Below are 23,615 nucleotides of genomic sequence, written 5' to 3' on the forward strand. Positions count from 1 at the left end.
TTTTTCTCAATTGGTTTATCGGCAGCCCGGTATTTCGTCTTTCTGGTTATTTTTATTCAAATTGAATCCGAAGTATGGCGATGGATCAATGGTATTTTTTATTTCAAGTTCATTCTTGAAATTTCCATTCCCATCATCTCGAACAATAGAGAAATGTAGATGAACACCGGTCGGGTTTCCAGGTGTACCAGAAAAATTCCCCATGCGTCCCAACACTGTACCGGCTTTCACAAATACATCCTGAGTTCCAGGGGGGAAAGCCTGATCCACCAGGGAAGTTCCCTCTTTGGTGGCCATGTGGGTGTAATACGTCCAGATCTGCCGCCCGGGTTCAATTGGATCATCAGGAATACGGATGATGACCGTTGACTTCCAATCAGGAAGACGAGTCAGGTATCCATCATAGGCCGCATGGATTTCGGTTTCCCCGGGTTGTTTTCCGCTGAAAATATCAATCCCCTGATGACGCTGACCGATTTGCCAGGAATCATCCCAGAGATACCCGATGAATCCATCCACCGGTATCTGAAAAGGGGCATTGTTGCAACGGCTGCCTGCCTTAACCATCCAATCTGCATGTTTCTCGGGATGGTTGATGAAGTCGATGACTCTTATTGTATTTATTCCGTATATACGTGAACGGTATAAAAAATATCCGCCTGCCGCCCCCACGGCGACAATGGCGGCCAGAAAAATCTTTGCACTCGTCTTCATCGGGGTTAATCCTGTAGCCGCGATTGCATTGACCAGGGCCCTGTCCAGGTGATCTGTACGGGAACAACCTTGCCACGCAGGTCTGCTTCACTTTCCACAAACACAAGTTTGTTGGTGGTTGTGCGGCCGCGCCAGCGCGATTTCACTTTATCTTCAAACAAAACCGGTACGGTTTGACCCTGGTAACGGGCATGGATTTCCGCAGCGATTTTTTCCTGCAAATCTTCCAGCAGACGGAAACGCCGCATCTTCTCTTCAGCAGGAACATCATCAGGCATTCGGCGGGCAGAGACTGTTCCTTCACGCGGAGAATACCGTGCCAGATGGGCAACATCCATTTTCAAATCTGCCAGCAGATCATAGGTATGCTGGAACTGGTCGGCTGTTTCGCCGGGGAATCCGACAATGATATCGGTGGCAATGGAGACGTCGGGAATGACAGCCCGTAATTTTTCCACCAGACGGCGGTATTGTTCGGCAGTGTATCCGCGTTTCATATTGGCCAGCACTTCATCATCGCCTGCCTGTATCGGAACCTCAATATGCGGACAGACCTTATCCAGCGAAGCGACAGCTTCCAAAAGCTCATCTGTCATCCAGTTGGGATGCGATGTCAAAAAGCGGATACGTTCAAGGCCGTCTATCTCGTTTAATTGCTTCAACAAACCGGTCAGGTTTGGCAGCGAAGGATCATCCAATCCATACCGGTCCACAATCTGACCGAGCAGGGTGATTTCTTTGACGCCCTGACGAACCAGGGAACGAGCTTCTTTCAATATATCCGCCGCCGGCCGGCTGCGTTCCACCCCGCGGCGGTAGGGAATGATGCAATAGGTGCAGGCATGGGAACATCCCAACACGATGGGAATATGAGCCGCCACCAGTCTGCCATGCTCTGCTTCCGGCAAAGGCAGGTCTTCATCCATCCAGGCATTGCGCTGTCTGGTTTCTTCCAGCATTTTTTGCCGTACATCATCCTGGGTCAGGTACGCCAGCAGAGGACCTGGATCAGACGGAGGGGAAAAGACATCTACATACGGAAAACGGTCGCGTAGTTTGTCTGATGTGCGAATGCCCACAAGGCAGCCCATCAGGTTGATCACCAGATCAGGATTAGCCTTCTTCAACGGCGCCAGTGAGTTTAACCGCCCGTAAGCTTTATTCTCGGCTGACTGGCGTACTACACAGGTATTTAAAACAATAACAGATGCTTCTTCCGGTTTTAGGGTGGAAGCATACCCCAGGCTTTCCAGTGCCGATGAAACGCGCTGCGAATCAGTCACGTTCATCTGGCAGCCTTCCGTCCAAATATAATATTTCATGGCAGCGATTATAACAAATAAACCGGATGATTTTCGTCTAAATTACACCAAACAAGTCCAGTTTGGTGGTGTACAATTCAGGAATGAATTTTCATCAGAAACGAAAACCAACCCTGCCGCCCGTCCTTACAGGCATCATCGGTCTGGTAGGGGTCTTGCTTATTGGATTTATTATCTATCAACTTCCACCGGTCAACCGGCGGTTGTCCTGGCGGATGGAATATGCCGGCATTTATCTGAATGGCATCTTTAATCCGGTTGCACCCATGCCTACATCTGCTGTGGCGGAAACGATTGAAATCCGGGATGACACACCCACGCCACCCTTTCCCACTTTGACCCAGGCTGCCAGTACACAAACAGGTGTTCCCACTACAACACCCACTCCATCACCAACAGCCATTCCCGGCGAAGTGATGCTTGCCTCTCCTGCCTATGAAAGTGAAGATTTGAACAATTGCGGCCCGGCGGCTCTGGCCATGAACCTGAAATTCTTTGGCTGGCAGGGCAACCAATTCACCATTTCGGATGTAATCAAACCTATCCGCGGCGACCGGAATGTTAATGTGGAAGAATTGCAATTTTATGTCCGCAATTATGCCGGTTATTTGAAAACAGAATATCGGGTGGGTGGAACCATCGAACGCCTGAAACAGATCATCGCCACCGGAATTCCCGTCATGATTGAGGAAGGTTATACCGTTGATAAAAATTACTGGCTCAATGATGACCGCTGGGCTGGACATTACCTTCTTATTAACGGATACAATGACGAGACTCAATCCTTTCTGACTCAGGATGTTTTTGTCGGACCGGATGTGCAGGTCAAATACACAGACCTCGATAAGCGTTGGCAAAGCTTTAACCGGGTTTATATCCTGGTCTATCCTGCTGAAAAAGAAGAAGAGATCAAACAGGTGATGGGTGATGACTGGGATCTGGATACAAACCGCCGCCATGCCCTGGATACTGCGCTGGCGGAAACCAAATCGGATCCGTCTAATGTATTTCCCTGGTTCAACCTGGGGTCCAATCTGGTTTATTTCGAACGGTATGAAGAAGCAGCTGCTGCGTATGATACCGCCCGCAAGATTGGTCTTCCACAACGTATGCTGCGATATCAATTTGGGCCGTTCCTGGCTTATTTCCACTCGCTGCGGACCGAAGATCTTCAGGCGATCACTGAGTATGCCCTCAAACGAACGGCCAATTCTGAAGAAGCCTTGTTATGGGAAGGATGGGCTCAATACCGGCTGGGGCATAAAACATCAGCTCTCGAATACTTCCAAAAAGCCCTGGATGCCCGCCCCGGATATGCTGACGCAGAATATGCACTCGAGTACGTTCGATCTCATTGACCCTCCGGTATAATCCTCCTTTGCATCAACCATGAATAAAAAAATCTTTTTCTCTTTTCTTATCATCACATCGCTCTGTGTCGTATTGATGGCTGCCATTATGGCAGGGTTATTTTTTTATTTCCGCATCTCCGCTTCCTCCAACAGCCTGGTTTTAACCGACACTTCACCTGATACATCCTTCAAAGGATCCGGCAATCTTCCTCCACAGCCGTTAGATACTCCCCTTCCGTCAGCTGCGGGCGGTTCATCAACGTCCAATTTACCGGCGGAGATGAAAAATCAAATGGACACCATCCAACAGCAGGTAATATCGCTGCGCGGATTGCAACCGAATACACCGGTTACTCGGGATGTGCTAAGTCCATCAGACTTGCAGAATAGGGTGGAAACGGAATTTTTCAAAGATTATTCCGCTCAGGATGCCAGTGATGACGTTTTATTACTCAGCACCCTCGGTTTGCTTCCAAAGGATTTTGACCTGGTTAATCTTTACAAACGGATTTATTCCGAACAGATTGCCGGATATTATGACAGTGAGACCAAAGAAATGTATGTGGTTAAGGGGAATTCCTTCAGCGGCATTGAGCGAATGACCTACGCTCACGAATATACCCATACACTTCAGGATCAAAATTATGATCTCCAGAATGGCCTCAAATTAAACGACAAGAATTGCAAAGTTGAAACGGAATATTGTGCCGCGGCTACAGCCCTTGTGGAAGGGGATGCTTCCTTTATTGAACAAAAATGGATGATGACATCCTCCACAAAAACTGACAAACAGGACTTCCAGAACTTTTACGGTTCATATACAAGTCCTGTATTTGATTCTGCCCCCCAGTATCTACAAAAGGATTTTCTGTTTCCATATAAACAGGGATTGGAATTTGTCTATTCCCTCAATGACCGCGGCGGTTACACCCTGGTAAACAGTGCCTTTAAAAATCCACCCACAACCACTGAACAGATTCTGCATCCAGATAAATATCCAGCGGAAAAAGCGGTTGAGGTTGATCTGCCAGATTTTACCGGTATTCTTTCTCGAGAATGGCGGTTGGTAAAAGAAAATACACTGGGAGAATGGTCTACATTCCTCTCGCTTGCCTATGGTCAGAATGGAAAGACCGGTCTGGATGAAATCAAAGCCCGAACTGGCGCCGCCGGTTGGGGTGGAGACCGATATGCCATTTTTACCCGTTCGACAGATAATGCCGTGGTCTTCATTTTGAAATCAACCTGGGATACAGAAGAAGATGCGGTAGAATTTTTCTCTGCATCCAATCTTTACGGCCAGGCACGCTGGGGGAAGCCTTCTTTTCAAGATGCCCATGCCATTCGCTGGAATAACAATAGCTCAAACAGAGTAGCTTTTTTCCGTCAGGGTGTAAATACTCTCTGGTTGATTTCTCCAGATGAAACTGTGGAAAAGACTGTATTGACTTCGCTGCCTGCCTTTCAGATCCAATAAGGAACCAATTATGCCTATCAACTCGAGCATCATCCGCGCCATCTGTTTTGACATTGATGGCACCTTAAGCGATACGGATGACCTTTACCTGAAGAAAATTTTGCCAGTATTAAAACCCATCCATTTGCTTTTCCCCAAAATGGATCCCCAATTTCTGGCTCGCCGGTTGGTCATGGCTTCAGAAACTCCCGGAAATTTCTTGTATTACACACTCGATCGTTTTGGAATGGATGCCTTTGCCGGGCGTATTTTCAGCTGGGCTAACCGGACTTTTATGCGGTCTCGGAAGAAAAAATACATGCTGGTTCCAGGGACCAGGCAAACATTGGAATCATTGGTTCAGCGTTTCCCCCTGGCTGTTGTCAGTGCACGGGACCGGTCTGGCACACTGGGCTTCCTCAACGAATTCGGCTTGCTCCCACATTTCAAAACCATTGCCACCTCACAAACTTGCGAATTCACCAAACCATTCCCGCATCCCATTCTCTGGGCAGCATCCCAGATGGGAGTGGATCCACGGCATTGCCTGATGGTGGGTGATACGGTTGTTGATATCAGGGCTGGCAAAGCGGCCGGTGCCCAGACGGTGGGTGTTCTATGTGGTTTTGGCGAAGAACAGGAACTCCGCAAAGCCGGAGCTGATTTAATCGTCAACAGTCCGGTTGACCTGCTCACCCACCTTCTTCAATAGCTCAATATCGTAGCGTCTGACTAAAACAAATATGATAAGAAAGCTCTCATTCATTGCTTGACGACCATTTTTCCACATGATATGATGCTTTCACCCTACAAGAAGGACATATGATCGAAAATCCCCCGACCCCGGTTCAATATCAACCGGATGGTCTGGAAAATTCCAATTCAAAAGACGAACTTACAGTTGCGCAGGATGAACCCATTTCTGTGTGGTTGAAGCTTTGGCAGACCATTCAACAACGGGGACTTTCCGAACAGGCTATGCGTATTGGAACCGGGTTGGCTTCAGTATTCCTGGTTCTTGTGGCGGTCTGGGTGATGAACAGCTTTTTTCTCACCGGAAATGTCAGCAATCCTCAAAAAGCGGACATTCCAGTGTATAAAGCCACACCCACTCTCGCCGCAGCCCTGGATCCTGCCAGAATCATGTTCATTCCAGCAATTCCTCTCGATAGCATCCCCCGTTTGATTGACTCACACACATCATTGCCGATCAAACCTCGGTCAGAAATATTGCACTATACCGTACAAAAAGGCGATACGATTTTTGCCATTGCCTCAAAATTCAACTTGAAGCCTCAAACGATCCTCTGGGGTAATTACAATGTTCTGGCGGATAATCCACACTACCTGACACCAGGGCAGGAATTGACCATCCTTCCGGTAGACGGCGTTTACCATGAATGGCACGCCGGCGAAGGATTGAATGGTGTAGCCAAGTTTTATGGCGTATCACCAGATGCCATTGTTGATTTTCCCGGAAATCATTTGAACCGCGCCACTCTCGGCGATTTTTCAAATCCGAATATTGAGCCCGGAACCAAACTCGTTGTTCCCGGAGGGCAGCGTGAATTTGTGGTCTGGTCGGCACCGCGCATCACCCGTAAAGACCCGGCTGTTGCCAAGATTTACGGACCGGGAGCCTGCGCCGGTGTGGCAGACGGCTTAATCGGCAGCGGAACGTTCCTATGGCCTGCCCCGGATCGGTTTATATCGGGTTTTGACTATTCACCTGAAACCGGTCACTATGCCATTGATATCGGCGGACAGCTGAATAACGGTGTTTTTGCCTCTGACAGCGGTGTGATCGTCTATGCCGGTTGGAATGATTATGGTTATGGCAATGTAGTGGTTATTGACCACGGAAATGGCTGGCAGACGCTCTATGCCCACCTGAATTCCATCAGCGTGGCCTGCGGCCAGTCGGTCTCACAAGGACAGGTTATTGGCCTGCTCGGTACAACCGGTAAATCCAGCGGCCCGCACCTTCACTTTGAAATGCGCAGTGACACGTACGGACGAGTCAATCCGAAAGATTTCTTACAGTAATCCATATCCATAATCTCCATTACCGTCCTGCGGTGCTAGAATATCGTTAACCGTTCTTGATTTCAGAACGAATGGAAGGAGACTGATATGGCTGTTGTAATGGATATCCGCCCTTCTCCTATTGCCGGCCGCTGGTACGAAAGTAATCCAAACCGCCTGGCCAGGCAGATTGATACCTATCTTGAAAAAGCGCAAATCCCGCCCATTTCAGGCGATGTAATTGGTCTGGTTGCCCCTCATGCCGGACATCGATATTCTGGTTTTACGGCGGCACATGCTTTCAAAACAGTCATGGGAAGGTCATACGATCTTGTGGTGGTTGTTTCACCCTACCATGACATCTTCCCGGGAAACCTGATCACCACTGCGCACCAGGCCTATTCCACCCCATTGGGTGACATTCCGGTTGACACGGTTGCCTTAACTTCATTGGAAAAAGACATCCAGAGTGTCTGCGGTCAACCGATCAGGCGCATTTCACGGGATACTGAACATTCCCTTGAAATTGAGCTACCCTTCCTGCAGCGCAGTCTGGTTGGTTCATTCTCTTTACTTCCAGTGATGGTGCGTTCAAGGAATGCGCAAGAAATGCAGGCTCTTGGCGAAGGCATTGCTGTAATTGCCTCAAAACAATCCACATTACTGGTAGCCAGCAGTGATCTTTCGCATTTTTATCCTGAATCACAGGCAGAAATACTGGATGCATTTTTAGAGAAACAGATACTGGAGCTTTCACCCAAAGGTGTGCTGGATGCCGATATCACCGGCAAGGGATATGCGTGTGGAGCGGGAGCAATCAGTGCCATCCTTTGGGCTTCCCTGAAGCTGAAAGCCAACAAAGCTGTGCTGCTTCACCACAGCACCTCTGCCGATGAAACCGGTGACCACCAATCTGTGGTAGGGTATGGAGCAGCGGCCATTCTTAAAACGGGATAATTCTACAGATACAGACGAAGAATCGATTAAACTTCCCGCATGGATATTTCCTCATACGCCCGGGTGGCTGTCAATGTTCCTGCTATTTCCAGGGAATTTGATTACCTTATTCCAGAGGAATTCCAGGGGAAAATATCAGCGGGCAGTCTGGTGGAAGTGCCATTTAACAATCGGCTTCTTCAAGGCGTTGTTACCCGCCTGGTAAATATTCCCGAAGTAGTGGATGTTAAACCGATTATCTCGCTGGTCGATCCTTTTCCTGTGCTGACTGCCAGGCAGCTTCAATTGGCCGGGTTTTTATCCGAAACAACAATGGCGCCATTATGCCAGTGTATTGACCTGATGATCCCCCCCGGTCTGTCTTCACAGGCAGACACACTGGTTGAATTGATCGATGGAAATGAGAGTTTGGACGGCCTGGGTCAAACAGAAGTCCGCCTCATGAAGCAGTTAATCGAACGGGGCAATCTGCGTTTGCGTCAGTTGGAGGCCGCCATTCCCCATGTTCCACTTCAAGGTTCAATCAGAAAACTGCAACAAGCCGGAAAAATAAAAACACGCTCAATATTGCTGCCTCCCAGAGTCAAACCAAAACTGATTCGAACAGCCTCTCTGGCCCATCCAATCGATTCAATATCCAATCTCAAATTGGCCGGTCAAAAAGCAGAAAAAACACAACTTCGGCGCCAAATGGCTCTTGAATTTTTATCAAATGAAGCCCTTCCGGTGGATGTTACCTGGATTTATGCTGCCAGTGGATGCACTTTGGCCGATCTGGTTGCCCTTCAGGAAATGAATCTCATTGTTCTCCATGAAACAGAAATCTGGCGGGATCCGTTAAAAAATGTTATCCCATTGGATCAAGCCAAACCGGTTTTAACCTCTGATCAGAAGACGGCCTGGGAAACGATATCTCATACCCTGCAACAGGTAAATACAGGAGTAAAAACCCGCCCCATGCTTCTTCAGGGAATCACTGGTTCTGGAAAAACCGAACTGTACATGCGGGCAGTAGAAGATACCATCATGGCAAGACGCCAGGCAATTGTCCTTGTTCCGGAAATCTCATTAACCCCGTTGGCGGTTCAACGTTTCCTGTCCCGCTTTCCCGGTCAGGTCGGGCTGATCCACTCCCGGTTATCTCCGGGGGAACGCTATGACACCTGGCGGCGGGCTAGAGCTGGAATGCTGCCCGTGATTATCGGTCCGCGAAGTGCCTTATTCACCCCGCTTGAAAATATAGGGCTGATCGTTATAGATGAATGTCATGATGATTCATATTACCAGAGCGATGTTCTACCAATGTATTCTACCCAGCAAGCGGCCTTGAAATATGCAGAAATCTGTCAATGCGCATTATTGCTGGGTTCCGCCACTCCAGATGTCACCCAGTTATATGAAGTCCACCGGGGGGTATGGCAACACCTGACCTTACCGCGCCGGGTGGGAGTCTATGGGAACAAAACTTTCCTCACCTCCGCCAGAGGGGAGGTTGTTCAATCTGAACAATCCGGTTTTCCATCGGATGACGCAGGTCAATCCGGTCTTCCCCATGTTGAAATTGTGGATATGCGCGAAGAGCTCAAGGCCGGAACCCGATCCATGTTCAGCCGCCCGCTTCAGGAAGGGCTGCAAAAAGTGTTGGAAGCGGGGGAACAGGCCATCCTTTTTCTTAATCGCCGTGGAACCGCGACATATGTCTTTTGTTTTGATTGCGGTCATTCCTTGCGCTGCCCGCGATGTGAAATACCACTAACCTTACATACCACTCAGGACGGACTGGTCTGCCATCATTGCGGATACAAACGCCAGATGCCTAAATCATGCCCAAATTGCGGAAGCAGCCGGATCAAAGCGTTTGGTACCGGAACGGAACGGGTTGAAGCAGAATTGAAGAACCTGTTCCCAACTGCCCGAATCCTTCGCTGGGACTCGGAATCAACACAGGGGAAAGACTCCCATGAGATCATCCTCGATCACTTCACAGCCCATCACGCAGATTTCCTTATTGGAACTCAAATGGTGTCTAAAGGACATGATTTCCCGCTGGTCACACTGGTCGGCATCTTGCTGGCTGAAACAGGGCTAAATCTTCCAGATTATCGTGCCCCGGAACGTACATTTCAATTAATCACTCAGGTGGCAGGGCGCGCTGGAAGAGGCGAACGAGGCGGTCGTGTATTGTTGCAAACATACATGCCACAGCATTATGCCATTCAGGCAGCCTCGCGGCATGATTTGAATGCATTCTACGAGGTCGATATCAAAGAACGATACCGGCTTCAATATCCACCATTCATCCGATTAGCCCGATTGTTGTTCCAGGATATGCGGGAAAAGAATTGCCAGGAACAGGCAGAAAAAATTCGCGCGGCCATCGCTCATAAAATTGAAATAGAGAATATGGGAGCATCCTCTGTAGGAGGAGCTTTACCTTGCTTCTTTTCGCGGCAAGGGGGATATTACCGATACCAGGTATTACTCCGTAGCCCTGATCCAGTACGGGTGTTAGAAGGTATTCCACTGGAGAATTGCCGGGTGCAAATCGATCCGCCTGACCTGTTATAAAAAAAAGCCTGAGAATTGATATCAATCCTCAGGCTTCTATTGAGATCAGTTTGTTAGTTTAATAACGCCCACGGGTTGATGAAACCACCATAGTACCGGATCTCAAAATGGAGATGCGGGCCGGTCGAATTACCGGTACTGCCTGCCAGGGCAATAGTTTGTCCCTGAGTGACGCTCTGACCGCAGCGAACCAGAACGGCACTGTTATGACCATAAGCCGTGCGATAACCATTGCCGTGATCGATCATCACGAAGTTACCATAACCACCGCCTATCGGGCCGGCATACACCACCACACCACTGTCTGAAGCTTTGATGTAATCACCCGTCAGGGCGGCAATATCAATCCCCAGATGGCCAGACCAGTAATCATTACCAGAGATTTTGTGAACATTGTTCGTTGGCCAGATGAAACTTCCGGTACCCACCGCACCGCCTTCACCTGTTTCACATGCTCCCGGTCCAATGATCTTGGAATTGGCCAATGTACCCGATTTACCTTTGGCAATATCCGGAACGATCCATTGCCTTACCTCACCTACGCCACCTGGAATCATAAGGTATTGCCCAACCTCAATCTTGGGATTCACAAAATCGAGTTTATTGCTGGGCCACATCACAATATCTTCCACATGGACATGAAATTTGGATGCGATCTTTTCGAGAGTGTCGTATTTGGTAACCTTGTAATACACGCCATCGGTAGGCGGGATATTCAGATCAATACCCACAGATAACATCTGGGGGTCATCCTGAAGGGTATCAAAATTAGCCCAAAGAATCGATTCGGGTTTTAAGTCATACTGTTTTGAAATAGAAAAAACAGAATCTCCCTTTTCCACAATATAATGCTGCACTTTATCCAGCGGTCTGGATGGTTTTGACGTGTGTCCATCGGCAGCACGAGAAACCGAGATCAAGCTGGTTGAAACAATGTCCGGCATATGCGGGGCTCCGCCGCTTCCCTGTGGAATGGGGGCAATCGGAGTCGGAGTGGGCACTGGTGCTTCTGCCAAAACAATGCCCGGCACTTTTTTTATCGCCACAAAGACGGTAAAACCGACCATGATCAGTGCAACCCCCCATCCAATTTTCGGAAGCCAGATATCTGCCGGGGTCTTTCTGCCTTCTTCAATACCCTGTGGCTTTTCAGGCTTCTCACGGGTTGCAAATTTCAATTTCACATATCCTCCGTCAAATTCTCTAAAAACTCCTGGTTGGTACGTGTACGGGTTAACCGCTGCAAAATGGCTTCCGTACCTACCGAAGGATCCATACCGGCACCCTGAGGCGGCGGTGCAATCATTTGAAGATACATACGCCGCATCAACCAGGCTCGCTGTAAAATATCCGGCCCGAGCAGCAATTCTTCTCGACGGGTTGATGAACGCTCTATGTCAATAGCCGGAAAAACCCGTCTTTCCTGCAATCGGCGGGATAAATGCAATTCCATATTACCAGTGCCTTTAAACTCTTCATACACCACATCATCTAAACGCGACCCGGTATCAACAAGGGCGGTCGAAATGATCGTCAAAGAACCGCCTTCTTCCAGGTTGCGGGCTGCCCCAAAGAAACGTTTCGGAGGGTACAGCGCTGTTGGATCCATACCGCCTGATAACGTTCTTCCAGACGGATTTACCACCAGATTATAAGCCCTTGCAAGCCTGGTTAGCGAGTCCATCAGTATAACAACATCACGCCCCAATTCAACAAGCCGTTTGGCACGGTCAAGAGCAATCTCAGCTGCCCGAACATGAGAAGTAACCTGCTCGTCAAATGTAGATGCCACGACTTCGGCATCAACAGAACGGTCCATATCGGTGACTTCTTCCGGGCGTTCGCCGATCAGGGCTATGATTAGGTGAACATCGGGATAGTTGGTAGAAATGCCGTTGGCCACCTGTTTCAGAATGGTCGTCTTTCCGGCTTTTGGAGGGGAAACAATCATACCGCGCTGACCCCGTCCAATGGGAGCCACCAGATTGATCAACCGGGTGGAGAGGATAGCCCGGTCAGTTTCCAGGTCATACCGTTTATCCGGGAAAATGGGTGTAAGGTCTTCGAAACGACGGCGGTTATGTAATTCTTCGGTTGGAATACCATTAATTGTTTCCACCTTTAATAAGCCGTAGTGCCGCTCTGATTCGCGGGGCGGTCTGACCTGTCCTAGCACAAAGTCACCGCTGCGAAGGTCATAACGGCGTAATTGTGCCTGTGATACATATACATCTTCTGGCCCGATGGCATAATTTTGCCGCAAGAAGCCAATACCTTCTTGTAGTACTTCGAGTACACCACCGCGTACTTCCAACCCTTCCTGCGCCGCTTCGTTTTGCCGGATTCGCAGGATTAAATTCTCTTTTTTCAATCGTCCAGCATTAGGAACATTAAAATCCATCCCTATTTGTCGGAGTTTTTGAAGAGGAGTATCTTCCAATTCCACAATTTTTATCGTCATATATATCTCATCAGTTGAACAGAAATGTAATAACACCCTTCATTGTTTGCAGGGGTTTGGTGATTTTTCTATTGACATGTAGTACGTGGGATGGATTTGAATACGGCAGCAGAGAAAAATAAGGTCGATAAATTCGGACTGTTTTTATCTGACCTATAGGAATTATAACATGCAGCATTTTCACCTGCAACAAATCCCACAATTCAACGAACCCAAACAACCGTTATTAAAGAGAATCTTACCATAGCATTTGTCATTCATTCTGTCTATTCAATGCTCCGCTATTTTCTTAAAGAAATAGAGTATCTTTTCAATATAGAACATTAATCTGCCATTGCTTTTTTTGTTATGCGTTAATGACGCCTATGATAGAATCAAGTAACTGGTTTATTTTTGCCTTCATCGGAGAACCATGAACGATCTTTTTCCCATTATCCAAAAATTTTTTACCGATGATGAATGGTATTACCTGCAATTGGGTAATCAGCCAATTTTACAGATGACCTTTCAGGGGAAGAATGGCAAGTGGTCTTGCTATGCCCAGGTTCATGAAGAGCAGCCGATTTTTTTCTTCTTTTCCATATGCCCCGTGAACGTTCCTGAAGATAAACGTGTTTTGATGGCAGAATTCATCACACGCGCCAATTACGGTCTTAAAGTCGGTAATTTTGAAATGGATTTCTCAGACGGAGAGATCCGTTATAAAACCAGCATCAACGTTGAAAATGATACCCTGTCCAGTGCCATCATCCGGAATCTGGTGTATGCCAATCTTTGGACGATGGATCGTTACCTTTCTGGAATACTCTCTGTGATTTATGGACCTGTTACGCCGGTGGAAGCCATTCAGAAATCGGAGGAATAAATGGACGTGCTAGAAGCCATTTTATCGCGCCGCAGTATTCGGAAGTACACAGATGAACCAGTAACTGACCAGGAAATCGACATGATCCTTCAAGCAGCTATGGCTGCCCCATCATCGGGGAATGCGCGGCCATGGCATTTCATCGTCATCCGGAACCATGAAACCCTGGATGAAATCGCACGGGTACATCCGTATGCTGGAATGCTTCCACAGGCCAAGGTGGCCATCCTTGTCTGCGCCGATGAAAAGCTGGAAAACCACCCGGGACGCTGGCCTCAGGATTGCGCTGCCGCTACAGAAAACATACTCCTGGCTGCCCATGCCCAGGGTCTTGGCGCCGTCTGGATAGGGCTTCATCCGGAATCGGAACGGATGGCCGTGGCCAAAAAATTGTTTGGTCTGCCAGATTCGGTGCATGCTCTTTCGCTGGTAGCCATTGGCAGGCCTAATGAAAAGAAATTGCCGCCCCACCGTTTCAAACCAGAGCGTATTCATATAGAACGCTGGTAGGGGCTTTCATTTCATTTATGAAATAATCACGAAACACATTGGGTATGATTCATTCCCTGACGATTTATGTTGCTGTTCAAAGATACATTACCAGAAGAATCAGATGGGAATAAATCTGAGTTGCATCCCTGAGAACTTGCCGCCTGCTTCTTCCCTGCCTCAGATTATTCAATAAAAAAGAGACAATCAATGCGATTGCCTCTTTACGGATCTGATTTATTTCTAGAATTTATTGCACGTAATCTTTTAATTGCCGGGCCCGGCGCGGGTGACGCAGCCGGCTGAGAGCTTTTCCTTCAATCTGACGGATGCGCTCGCGCGTTAGACCAAACTTCTTGCCAACTTCTTCCAGCGTATAGGTTCGGCCGTTATCCAGCCCAAAACGCAGGCGTAATATTCTTGCTTCCCGCGGTGGAAGAGTAGCCAACACCTCCTCAATTTTCTCACGGAGCAAGTTGGTATAAGCTGATTGCATGGGTGTGGGGGTGATTTCATCTTCCACAAACATACCCAATTCAGAATCATCTTCATCATTGATCGGGCTTTCAAGCGAGAGCGGAAGCCATGAAACCTGCAGCATCCAGTCCACCTTGTTGGAGCTGACGCCGATCTGGTCGCCCAGTTCTTCGTTTGTGGGAATACGTCCCAGTTTTTGTTCCATTTCGTGGGTCAGTTTATAAAGCTGGCGGATACGATCAACCATGTGAACCGGTACACGAATAGTACGTCCCTGGTCAGCAATTGACCGGGTAATCGTCTGCCGGATCCACCAGGTGGCATAGGTGGAAAAACGGAACCCGCGTTGATATTCGTATTTTTCAACCGCCTTCATCAAGCCAAGATTGCCCTCCTGGATTAAGTCAAGGAAAGGCACACCCCGGCTTAAATAACGTTTGGCAATGGATACCACCAGACGGGTGTTGGCTTTGATCAGATGCTCACGAGCCCGCAAACCATCTTCTACCGTTCGTTCAAGTTCTTCCCGAAGCTCCGGGGCATTCTTATCTGAGAAACTCTTCAATTTTTTTCGCGCTGCCTGGCCGGCTTCAATTCGTTTGGCCAGATCAAGCTCTTCCTGTACATTTAGAAGAGGAACCCGCGACATTTCTTTTAAATAAAGACCGATTGTGTCTTCACTGGATAGTGGAGCCAGATCAGAATAAGGATCAAAATCCGTATCATTAATCTCATCACTGCTGTCAATTGATTCAGTTTCGCCGTCCAGAAATTCCACACCTCGGCGCCGAAGTGCCATCATGACGGCTTCCAGTCGTTCTGCATCCGCCGAAACTTCAGGATAGGCCTCCATCAGGTCTTCCGTTGTCAGGTATCCCTGGACATCTGCTTTTTCCAGCAGCATGCCGAGGATCTGGGTATTTTTACGCCGTCTTGCCGGATTTGCCATGCCCTTCCCTCCTCGTTATGGCTACACCATGCTAGAAATCAGACCGGTTCTTTTCAGCCTGGTGTTCACATGTCTGGTGGTTAAGATTTTCCCCGCAAATTATGCACAGGCCCTGGCAATCTTCCCTGCACACGGTTTTTATGGGGACTTCGATCAACAGATATTCGCGTAAAAGCGGCAATAAATCAATATTCCCATCTTCCGGTACAATAAGTCCGGAATCAGTGACTGAATTGGCATGGAAGGCATACAATTCGCTGAAGTCGGTTCTTAATAATTGGTCAAATTCGTCCAGACAACGCACACATTCGGCCTGCATTGTGGCAGAAAAACCGGCTTCTACAAGAATTCCCTTGGGTGTTCGGGTTAATTCCACTTTGCCGACCAGTGTTTTCAGGTTTAAGTCACTCCCAAGACTTATGGAGGAAAGATCGAAATTGATCTCTCGGCTTGTGCTGATCGGTGCATTGATCAGAAAGCCTGCATTAATCCGAAGGGGAAAGCGGTCTTGTGCCAAGGAGATTCCAACGCTAAATTAATAAGATATACGAAATTATAGCACGCTGAAAATTAAAGTCAACGACTTATCAAAATTCTCAGTTATACCGGTGGTGAAAAAATGCGCTTATTAATTGCCAGTACAAACAAAGGAAAATTGGCTGAAATCATGGATTTACTGCAGGATATCCCGTTGCAAGCCCTGCTGCCTGCTGACATTGGATTGAATATTGATGTAGAAGAAGACGGTGAAACCTATGCCGAAAATGCAGAAAAGAAAGCACGGGCATATTGCCAGGCCAGCGGACTGGTCACTCTTGCGGATGATTCTGGATTAGAAGTAGACGCTTTAGGGGGAAAACCCGGTCTGCATTCCGCCCGTTTTTCAGGAAAACCAGGTGCCACTGATGCAGACCGGCGAAAATACCTGTTGGAAAAACTCGCTGTCCATCCTCAACCCTGGCCGGCGGTATTTCGAAGCACAGTGGTGATCGCTGTTCCAGAGGGTAAGATACATATACTAAATGGCGAGTGCCGGGGCGAAATCATCCCGCAGGAACGCGGAACAAATGGATTCGGGTATGACCCGATTTTCTTAGTGCAGGGTTTGAATCGCACCATGGCAGAACTGAGCATGACAGAAAAGAACCGTCTCAGCCATCGCGCGCGCGCCATTCTGGCTGCCCGGCCGGTCTTATTGGATCTGGCAGTAAACCGTGAGTCTTGATATCTCGTTCGAGGTCAATTTTTCCAGCGCAACAAAGCTTCAAACGCTCGGGTATCATTTGACTCATTATGACCAGAAATGGCCCAAATTCCAGTATCTCCATCTGGATTATGCCGGGTGATAGTCACCATTTCACCGGGTCTTATTTCTTTATCATAATTCACCTGCATCCAATCAAGGGTATGGGTTTGAAATTCTTCCATCGGAAATGAATCACATACCCACTCCACATACCGGCTGTTATTCACATGACCCTGCATATCGACGGCAGAATATCCGGCGGTGATATTCAGGCACGGCTCACCCCCATCACCCACCGAGAGCTTTTCCAGCGGTTCATCCAGGGCTACACGATCGGTATATGTGGGTAGATTTAAGTTCGTGGAAGCCGGCGGAACCATTCGTCTGGATGAAGCGTCAATGATCAACCAGGCCGATGAGGCAGCGGCCAGAAGTTCATCCTTTTCAGAATGAATCTGGTAATCGCGAATAAAGAACAACTTTTGTTGGATCGTTTTCGGCCAGGTAGTGATGGTGATCTTTTCGCCATCAACAGGAAACCGATAGAATTGGATCTTCATGCGTGAATGTACCCAGAAAAGATTGCGGGCAAACATGGTTTCAAAACCGCATCCGAGCTGGTCTGCATGACGGCCAGCCGTTTCAGTCAAATGCTGAAAGAAAGAAGCGGGTTTCCACTGGCGGTTGATATCACATTCAAAAGAATTTACGATAAGTTGATTTTTGAAAATAAGGTTAGTGTCTGTCATAATGTTGTTTCCATAAAGATAATGCTTAATAATAATCCTCTTGCGAATTAAAAGCAGCCTCCGCCGGGGGTGGTCAGGAACCCGGCGGAGACTTTCGCCAAAGGAGGAGACAGCGATATGATCTGCTTTTTGTTCGTTTCACCGAACTGTCTATATCTTATCCCGAGTCGAGTTGTCTGACCATTGCCGAAAGTCATATTTCCACAAGATAACATTCACTCTCTCGCAATCGACTTTAAGAAGACTTTCATCTTTTGAATGACATCTTCCGTACTGGAATAACCACAGGTAACAAACCGGGGAGAAGTATTCCCCAGGATCATTTTCGATACTCGGCTTCCCAGTAGATAACAACAGAACACTGGTTTGCCCAGTGATTCTGCAAGAGCAATTTCATACCCCACTCCATGAGAAGGCGTGGTGACTTCAGCTACAAGAGCGTCGCAGTTTTTTACCCAGGCAACATCGCGCTTATATACGTCACAAGGATCAATAACCGTTTCCAGCGAAAGAATGTTTTTGTCAGACAGATGAGCTGTGGGAACAATATGCCCGTCGGCTACCAGGGCATCAACGATGCTCTGGTAAACCGGTTGATCCTGGCGTCCGCCGGTGATGGAACAGGAAAAATAAACATTCATACGAACCTTCTACTCTTAGGAATACGGTCTGGCGCGCTTCTTGCAACATTGCCCGTACACTCCAATACCAGAAAAATCTGGCGGTACGAGCCGCCTGTGGAGTTTGGAAGGAGCTTTGAAAATGAAAAAGTTACTAAACGCCCTTTCCTTGGCATCAATTTTAATCCTGATGCTATCCAGCGGGTGCCAGATGCCAGCTTCACGAGCTTCGGCAGTGAAACCAACAGCAACAGTACTGGCGTTATTCGATACCAAACAGCAGGCAGCCGCCCAAAAGCCGGCTGCGGCTAAACCAGCTGCCGCCAATAAAGGTGTAGCCAAAGCAGTTTCATCGTCTGATGATAAAAACAATGACGATGAACCCACACCTACACCTGATTCGCACCGCCCACAAACATATTCATTAAATAAAGGGGAATGGCCATTGTGTATTGCCCGGCGATACAACGTCAATCCAATTGACCTGCTTAACGCCAGCGGATTGTCTCTTGAATCCAAACCAGATGTAGGATTTGTCCTTAAAATCCCTCAAACTGGCGAATGGCCAGAAAGTCGGTTTGGCCACCGTTACATCCGCATTCACCCTACCACCTATGAGGTTCATGCAGGAGATACCCTATACACCATTGCCTGTCTATACGGAGATGTGGATCCCAGCGATATAGTTGAAGCCAACAATCTCCCTGAACCCTACAAAATCCATACGGGACAAATTTTGAAAATTCCTTAAACACAGGTATTCCGAGATCTCCTCGATAGAATCTCGATCCATCCTCAACATGAAAAGACGCACCCGCCAGTGCGTCTTTTCATGTGTAAACACGAATCAGTCTACCACAGAAGAAATCATTAATGACAGTATATTTCTGAAAACAAAATTGGCGAAATATTCACAGCTACATCAACTTCATTTGTCAAAAATACCCTTTTTCTGTCTATATCATCCTTAATAACGATTAAAAGGAATAACAGGAACAAGGTATAATAGCAGAACAATACATCTTGAAGAAGTACCCACAATTTTCCCAATGACATTTGAATGGCTTAACGAAGAAGAAATTTTCCGCGGGCGGGCATTTGCGGTAAAGAAGGTAAAAGTACGCCTTCCTGATGGAAGAGAAACCACATACGATTATATAAAACACTCCGGTGCCGTGACTATTGTTCCGGTGGATGACCAGAACCGGATACTTTTTGTCAATCAATATCGCATGGGTGTAAAGGGTATGCTCATGGAGCTCCCTGCCGGAACACTTGAAGAAGGTGAAGATCCTGCCATTTGTGCCGCCCGTGAAATCCGGGAAGAAACTGGTTTTGCCGCCAAAGAAGTGACGAAACTGGGTGAATTTTTCCTGGCACCCGGTTACTCCTCTGAATTCATGCATGTCTTTTTAATGACCGGGCTTTACCCGGCTCCATTGAAACAGGATGATGATGAATTTCTGGAAGTGGAAGCTATATCTGTTGAAAAGGTTTGGGAAATGATTCATTCGAATCAGATCCATGATGGTAAAACCCTGGCCTGTCTTTTGCTGGCCATGAAACAGCTGAAAAATGCTGCATGATAACAGCCTTTTCGGTGATTTTTGATACTTTTTGAGGAATTTAAGCTGACTTATACTTTTACTAATGCAATAGAAATAAACCCATTTTTGGGTATACATGTTCAAATCCAACCGAGTGGCAAAAATTCGCTGCCCGGAAATTTTTGTGAATGGAGTAAGCCAAATGCCGCGAGAAAAAGTAACACTTGATGCCAACGAAGCTGTAGCTGATATCGCTTACAAGCTAAGTGAAGTTATCGCCATCTTCCCCATTACCCCGTCTTCAACGATGGGTGAATGGGCTGATCAGTGGGCCGGCGCAAAACTGCCGAACCTTTGGGGAACAGTTCCATCGGTCGTGGAAATGCAATCTGAAGGCGGTGCTGCCGGTGCCGTTCATGGTGCCCTTCAGGCTGGTGCATTGTCCACCACCTTTACGGCTTCCCAGGGTCTGCTCTTGATGATCCCCAACATGTTCAAGATTGCCGGTGAATTGACCGCCACAGTCTTCCATGTTTCCGCCCGGGCTCTGGCCACCCATGCGCTTTCGATTTACGGTGACCACAGTGATGTGATGGCTGCCCGATCTACCGGTTTTGCCATGCTTACCTCCCGATCTGTGCAGGAAGCTCATGACATGGCTCTTATCGCCCATGCCGCCACTCTTGAAGCCCGTGTTCCTTTCGTTCACTTCTTCGATGGTTTCCGCACATCCGCTGAGGTCAACAAGATTGAACGGCTGACCAACGATGATATCCGGGCGATGGTTGAAGAGAAATTTGTCACCGAACATCGTGAACGCGCCCTCTCGCCAGATCATCCGGTTCTCCGCGGTACAGCCCAGAACCCGGATGTTTACTTCCAGGGTCGTGAAACGGTCAATCCCTTCTATGCTGCCACTCCGGCAATCGTACAGAAATACATGGATAAATTCGCCAAGATCGCCGGCCGCAGCTATCAGGTGATGGAATACTTTGGTGCGAAAGATGCCGATCGTGTGGTTGTTGCCATGTGCTCCGGCGCTGAAACCGCCGAGGAAACCGCCAAATTCTTAATGAACAAAGGCGAAAAAGTCGGCGTTCTGACCGTCCGCCTGTATCGCCCGTTCTCTGTAGAGCACTTCCTCAAAGTTCTCCCGGCCACCGTCAAGAAAATTGCCGTACTCGACCGCACCAAAGAACCCGGTGCCACGGGCGAACCCCTCTTCCAGGATGTGGTGGCAGCCATTGCCGAAGGTATCACCAACGGTACAGCCCCCTTCAAGACCGCCCCGGTAATTATTGGCGGCCGCTATGGCCTTTCCTCCAAGGAATTCACCCCCGGTATGGCTAAAGCCGTCTTTGATGAACTCAAGAAAGACACTCCCAAGGGCCATTTCACCGTTGGTATTAATGACGATCTAACACACTCCAGCCTGGAATATGATGCCGATCTTGACATCGAAAGCCCCAAGACCGTCCGCTGTGTCTTCTTCGGTCTGGGAGCTGATGGTACCGTTGGTGCCAACAAAAACTCCATCAAGATTATCGGTGAAGAGACAGATAATAATGCCCAGGGTTACTTCTACTATGATTCGAAGAAATCCGGCTCCGTAACCATTTCTCACCTGCGCTTCGGCCCAGAACCTATTCGCGCCCCGTACCTGATTCGCAAAGCCAATTTCGTAGCCTGCCATCAGTACTCCTTCCTCGAGCGGTTCGATATGACCCGCTATGCCCTGCCCGGTGCTGTGTTCCTTCTGAACAGTATTTACGGCCCCGAAGAAGTCTGGGACAAACTTCCCCAGGAAGTCCAGAAAGATATCATCGCGAAGAAACTCAAATTCTACACAATTGATGCCAACGAAGTTGCCCAGAAAACTGGAATGGGCGGCCGCGTGAACACCATCATGCAGACCTGCTTCTTTGCCATCTCCGGTGTTCTCCCCCGCGATCTGGCGATTGCCGAAATCAAGAAATCCATCAAGAAAACCTACGGAAAACGCGGTGAAGCAGTTGTTAAACAGAACTTTGATGCTGTCGATGCCGCTCTGGATCACTTGCATGAGATTAAATATCCTGAAAAGGTAACCAGTAAACTGACCCGCCGGCCGAGTGTTTCTGACGCCGCACCGAAATTTGTGAAAGATGTTCTCGGTCAGATGATCATCTTCGAAGGCGATGAACTTCCTGTTTCAGCTATGCCTGTTGATGGTACCTTCCCCACCGGAACATCCCAGTGGGAAAAACGCAATATTGCCCTGGAAATTCCGGTCTGGGATCCTGGCACCTGTATCCAGTGCGGTAAATGCTCCTTTGTCTGCCCGCATGCCGTTATTCGCCAGAAAGTTTATGATCCAGCCCTGCTCAAGAACGCCCCGGCCACCTTCAAATCTGTGGATGCCAAATTTAAAGAAATGCCCGGCACCAAGTTCACCATTCAGGTATCACCTGAAGACTGCACCGGTTGCGGCCTTTGTGTAGAAGCCTGCCCCTCCAAAAATAAAGCTGATCCCAGCCTCAAAGCGATCAATATGGCCGAGCAGCCTCCTATCCGCGAACAGGAAAATGTCAATTGGGACTTCTTCCTCTCGCTGCCCGAAGTTGACCGCACAGCCTTCCAGCCAACTACCGTCAAGAATTCACAATTGCTCCAGCCGTTGTTTGAGTTCTCAGGAGCCTGCGGTGGCTGCGGTGAAACTCCATATATAAAACTGGTCTCCCAGCTCTTTGGCGACCGTATGGTTGTAGCCAACGCTACCGGTTGTACCTCCATCTATGGCGGCAACCTGCCCACCACACCCTGGTCACAGAATAAAGACGGACGCGGTCCGGCCTGGTCCAACTCTCTGTTTGAAGACAATGCCGAGTTCGGCCTTGGCATGCGCCTCACCATTGACAAGCAGACCGAATTTGCCCAGGAACTCTTGAAGAAATTTGCCGGTCAGATCGGTGACAGCCTGGTAAGTGAAATTCTCAACGCAGATCAATCTACTGATGCCGGTATCAAAGCCCAGCGCGATCGTGTGGATGCCCTCAAGAAGAAACTTGCGGATAACAAAGACATTCTGGCCCGGCAGCTTGTTTCCATCGCCGATGTCCTCGTCAAGAAATCCGTATGGATCATGGGTGGTGACGGCTGGGCGTACGATATTGGTTACGGCGGCCTTGATCATGTGCTGGCTTCCGGCCGTAATGTGAATGTCCTCGTTCTCGATACCGAGGTCTACTCCAACACCGGTGGTCAGGCATCCAAATCCACCCCACGTGCAGCCGTTGCCAAATTCGCGGCCCGTGGTAAAGGACTGCCCAAGAAAGACCTGGGTATGATTGCCATGGCGTATGGTTATGTCTATGTGGCCCGCGTCGCTATGGGTTCCAATGATGCCCAGACACTCAAGGCCTTCCTGGAAGCCGATGCCTACAACGGTCCATCCCTTATCATTGCCTACAGTCACTGCATTAACCACGGTATTGATATGCGCCGCGGACTTGATCAGCAGAAGGCGGCTGTTAATTCTGGAATGTGGCCGCTTTACCGCTACAATCCGGCTCTTGTGGATGAAGGCAAGAATCCTCTGCTTATCGACTCCAAGGATCCCACCATTCCGGTATCGGAATATGCCTATAAAGAGACCCGCTACCGCATGCTGCTCCAGTCAGATGAAGCTCGCGCAGAAATGTTGATGAAAGAAGTCACCAACGATGCGGCCAAACGTTGGGATCTCTATAAATCTATGGCAGCCATCGAATACAAAGCCAAGAACCCAGAATCCTAATCGCTACGTTATACATACACCCGGCGAGTAACCTCGCCGGGTG

20 protein-coding genes are annotated in these 23,615 nt (G+C 48.4%); 12 read left to right on the plus strand and 8 right to left on the minus strand.

The window, feature by feature from the left end; genetic code table 11:
* Positions 1–15: 15 nt before the first annotated feature.
* Together LTAR_RS12435 and miaB are read right to left on the minus strand one after the other, a co-directional pair.
* Positions 16–714: a M23 family metallopeptidase gene (locus LTAR_RS12435; RefSeq protein WP_062422564.1), complete on the minus strand. Its 699-nt coding sequence runs from the start codon at positions 712–714 to the stop codon at positions 16–18.
* Positions 715–719: 5 nt separating this feature from the next.
* Entirely contained in the window at positions 720–2,036 is a 1,317-nt protein-coding gene (gene miaB / locus LTAR_RS12440; RefSeq protein ID WP_062422565.1) for a tRNA (N6-isopentenyl adenosine(37)-C2)-methylthiotransferase MiaB, read from the minus strand.
* Between the two features lie 83 nt (positions 2,037–2,119).
* Between miaB and LTAR_RS12445 the strand changes: the two genes are divergently transcribed.
* The 6 genes from LTAR_RS12445 to priA all read left to right on the plus strand — a co-directional run bounded on the left by LTAR_RS12445 (position 2,120) and on the right by priA (position 10,394).
* On the plus strand, positions 2,120–3,394 hold the full coding sequence (locus tag LTAR_RS12445) for a C39 family peptidase (protein WP_062422567.1): 1,275 nt from the start codon (positions 2,120–2,122) through the stop codon (positions 3,392–3,394).
* A 31-nt stretch (positions 3,395–3,425) separates the two neighbouring features.
* Positions 3,426–4,865: a hypothetical protein gene (locus LTAR_RS12450; RefSeq protein ID WP_062422568.1), complete on the plus strand. Its 1,440-nt coding sequence runs from the start codon at positions 3,426–3,428 to the stop codon at positions 4,863–4,865.
* A 10-nt stretch (positions 4,866–4,875) separates the two neighbouring features.
* Positions 4,876–5,556 (plus strand): HAD family hydrolase, encoded by a 681-nt coding sequence (locus LTAR_RS12455; protein WP_062422569.1) that lies wholly within the window; start codon positions 4,876–4,878, stop codon positions 5,554–5,556.
* 110 nt (positions 5,557–5,666) lie between these two features.
* Positions 5,667–6,890, plus strand: coding sequence for a LysM peptidoglycan-binding domain-containing M23 family metallopeptidase (locus LTAR_RS12460; protein WP_062422571.1), 1,224 nt, complete (start codon positions 5,667–5,669; stop codon positions 6,888–6,890).
* Positions 6,891–6,977: 87 nt separating this feature from the next.
* On the plus strand, positions 6,978–7,826 hold the full coding sequence (gene amrB, locus LTAR_RS12465; RefSeq protein ID WP_201775987.1) for an AmmeMemoRadiSam system protein B: 849 nt from the start codon (positions 6,978–6,980) through the stop codon (positions 7,824–7,826).
* Between the two features lie 39 nt (positions 7,827–7,865).
* Positions 7,866–10,394 carry a replication restart helicase PriA gene (priA, locus tag LTAR_RS12470; RefSeq protein WP_062422572.1) on the plus strand — a complete coding sequence of 843 codons (2,529 nt, stop codon included), beginning with the start codon at positions 7,866–7,868 and terminating at the stop codon, positions 10,392–10,394.
* Positions 10,395–10,447: 53 nt separating this feature from the next.
* Here priA and LTAR_RS17055 read toward each other — a convergent pair whose 3' ends face one another.
* Together LTAR_RS17055 and rho are read right to left on the minus strand one after the other, a co-directional pair.
* Entirely contained in the window at positions 10,448–11,578 is a 1,131-nt protein-coding gene (locus LTAR_RS17055) for a peptidoglycan DD-metalloendopeptidase family protein (protein WP_062422574.1), read from the minus strand.
* Positions 11,575–12,855 (minus strand): transcription termination factor Rho, encoded by a 1,281-nt coding sequence (gene rho / locus LTAR_RS12480; RefSeq protein WP_062422576.1) that lies wholly within the window; start codon positions 12,853–12,855, stop codon positions 11,575–11,577. Before rho ends, LTAR_RS17055 begins: the two co-directional genes overlap by 4 nt.
* Positions 12,856–13,267: 412 nt before the next feature.
* Here rho and LTAR_RS12485 point away from each other — a divergent pair, with 412 nt between their 5' ends.
* On the plus strand, positions 13,268–13,720 hold the full coding sequence (locus LTAR_RS12485; RefSeq protein ID WP_062422577.1) for a YbjN domain-containing protein: 453 nt from the start codon (positions 13,268–13,270) through the stop codon (positions 13,718–13,720).
* The gene (locus LTAR_RS12490) at positions 13,721–14,230 is read left to right on the plus strand and encodes a nitroreductase family protein (protein ID WP_062422579.1); all 510 of its coding nucleotides are present in this window, start codon (positions 13,721–13,723) and stop codon (positions 14,228–14,230) included.
* Between the two features lie 229 nt (positions 14,231–14,459).
* Here the strand turns inward: LTAR_RS12490 and LTAR_RS12495 are convergent, their stop codons facing one another.
* The gene (locus LTAR_RS12495) at positions 14,460–15,635 is read right to left on the minus strand and encodes a sigma-70 family RNA polymerase sigma factor (RefSeq protein WP_062422580.1); all 1,176 of its coding nucleotides are present in this window, start codon (positions 15,633–15,635) and stop codon (positions 14,460–14,462) included.
* Between the two features lie 31 nt (positions 15,636–15,666).
* Positions 15,667–16,152 carry a YceD family protein gene (locus tag LTAR_RS12500; protein ID WP_062422582.1) on the minus strand — a complete coding sequence of 162 codons (486 nt, stop codon included), beginning with the start codon at positions 16,150–16,152 and terminating at the stop codon, positions 15,667–15,669.
* Between the two features lie 102 nt (positions 16,153–16,254).
* On the opposite strand from LTAR_RS12500, the gene rdgB reads away from it, so the two are divergent.
* Positions 16,255–16,860 (plus strand): RdgB/HAM1 family non-canonical purine NTP pyrophosphatase, encoded by a 606-nt coding sequence (gene rdgB, locus LTAR_RS12505; protein ID WP_062422584.1) that lies wholly within the window; start codon positions 16,255–16,257, stop codon positions 16,858–16,860.
* 14 nt (positions 16,861–16,874) lie between these two features.
* Here the strand turns inward: rdgB and LTAR_RS12510 are convergent, their stop codons facing one another.
* Together LTAR_RS12510 and LTAR_RS12515 are read right to left on the minus strand one after the other, a co-directional pair.
* Complete coding sequence (locus LTAR_RS12510; protein ID WP_062422586.1) at positions 16,875–17,630, minus strand: acyl-[acyl-carrier-protein] thioesterase; 756 nt, start codon at positions 17,628–17,630, stop codon at positions 16,875–16,877.
* A 215-nt stretch (positions 17,631–17,845) separates the two neighbouring features.
* Positions 17,846–18,271: a nucleoside 2-deoxyribosyltransferase gene (locus LTAR_RS12515; RefSeq protein ID WP_062422587.1), complete on the minus strand. Its 426-nt coding sequence runs from the start codon at positions 18,269–18,271 to the stop codon at positions 17,846–17,848.
* 121 nt (positions 18,272–18,392) lie between these two features.
* Here LTAR_RS12515 and LTAR_RS12520 point away from each other — a divergent pair, with 121 nt between their 5' ends.
* From LTAR_RS12520 to nifJ, 3 genes are all read left to right on the plus strand, one after another.
* A complete protein-coding gene (locus LTAR_RS12520; RefSeq protein ID WP_062422588.1) occupies positions 18,393–19,001 on the plus strand; it encodes a LysM peptidoglycan-binding domain-containing protein in 609 nt (202 codons plus the stop codon).
* A gap of 298 nt (positions 19,002–19,299) precedes the next feature.
* Positions 19,300–19,836 (plus strand): NUDIX hydrolase, encoded by a 537-nt coding sequence (locus tag LTAR_RS12530; protein WP_062422590.1) that lies wholly within the window; start codon positions 19,300–19,302, stop codon positions 19,834–19,836.
* Positions 19,837–19,999: 163 nt separating this feature from the next.
* A complete protein-coding gene (gene nifJ, locus LTAR_RS12535; protein WP_062422671.1) occupies positions 20,000–23,572 on the plus strand; it encodes a pyruvate:ferredoxin (flavodoxin) oxidoreductase in 3,573 nt (1,190 codons plus the stop codon).
* Positions 23,573–23,615: the final 43 nt, after the last annotated feature.

It is taken from the genome of Leptolinea tardivitalis (assembly GCF_001050275.1).
Taxonomy (GTDB): Bacteria; Chloroflexota; Anaerolineae; order Anaerolineales; family Anaerolineaceae; genus Leptolinea; species Leptolinea tardivitalis.

Coding starts and splice junctions, on each gene's coding strand:
- LTAR_RS12515 (WP_062422587.1), bottom strand. CDS start 18,271: ATGAATGTTTATTTTTCCTGTTCCATCACCGGCGGACGCCAGGATCAA.
- LTAR_RS12490 (WP_062422579.1), top strand. CDS start 13,721: ATGGACGTGCTAGAAGCCATTTTATCGCGCCGCAGTATTCGGAAGTAC.
- LTAR_RS12455 (WP_062422569.1), top strand. CDS start 4,876: ATGCCTATCAACTCGAGCATCATCCGCGCCATCTGTTTTGACATTGAT.
- amrB (WP_201775987.1), top strand. CDS start 6,978: ATGGCTGTTGTAATGGATATCCGCCCTTCTCCTATTGCCGGCCGCTGG.
- LTAR_RS12495 (WP_062422580.1), bottom strand. CDS start 15,635: ATGGCAAATCCGGCAAGACGGCGTAAAAATACCCAGATCCTCGGCATG.
- LTAR_RS12445 (WP_062422567.1), top strand. CDS start 2,120: ATGAATTTTCATCAGAAACGAAAACCAACCCTGCCGCCCGTCCTTACA.
- LTAR_RS12450 (WP_062422568.1), top strand. CDS start 3,426: ATGAATAAAAAAATCTTTTTCTCTTTTCTTATCATCACATCGCTCTGT.
- LTAR_RS12435 (WP_062422564.1), bottom strand. CDS start 714: ATGAAGACGAGTGCAAAGATTTTTCTGGCCGCCATTGTCGCCGTGGGG.
- LTAR_RS12460 (WP_062422571.1), top strand. CDS start 5,667: ATGATCGAAAATCCCCCGACCCCGGTTCAATATCAACCGGATGGTCTG.
- LTAR_RS12520 (WP_062422588.1), top strand. CDS start 18,393: ATGAAAAAGTTACTAAACGCCCTTTCCTTGGCATCAATTTTAATCCTG.
- LTAR_RS12485 (WP_062422577.1), top strand. CDS start 13,268: ATGAACGATCTTTTTCCCATTATCCAAAAATTTTTTACCGATGATGAA.
- rdgB (WP_062422584.1), top strand. CDS start 16,255: ATGCGCTTATTAATTGCCAGTACAAACAAAGGAAAATTGGCTGAAATC.
- LTAR_RS12530 (WP_062422590.1), top strand. CDS start 19,300: ATGACATTTGAATGGCTTAACGAAGAAGAAATTTTCCGCGGGCGGGCA.
- priA (WP_062422572.1), top strand. CDS start 7,866: ATGGATATTTCCTCATACGCCCGGGTGGCTGTCAATGTTCCTGCTATT.
- nifJ (WP_062422671.1), top strand. CDS start 20,000: ATGCCGCGAGAAAAAGTAACACTTGATGCCAACGAAGCTGTAGCTGAT.
- miaB (WP_062422565.1), bottom strand. CDS start 2,036: ATGAAATATTATATTTGGACGGAAGGCTGCCAGATGAACGTGACTGAT.
- rho (WP_062422576.1), bottom strand. CDS start 12,855: ATGACGATAAAAATTGTGGAATTGGAAGATACTCCTCTTCAAAAACTC.
- LTAR_RS12510 (WP_062422586.1), bottom strand. CDS start 17,630: ATGACAGACACTAACCTTATTTTCAAAAATCAACTTATCGTAAATTCT.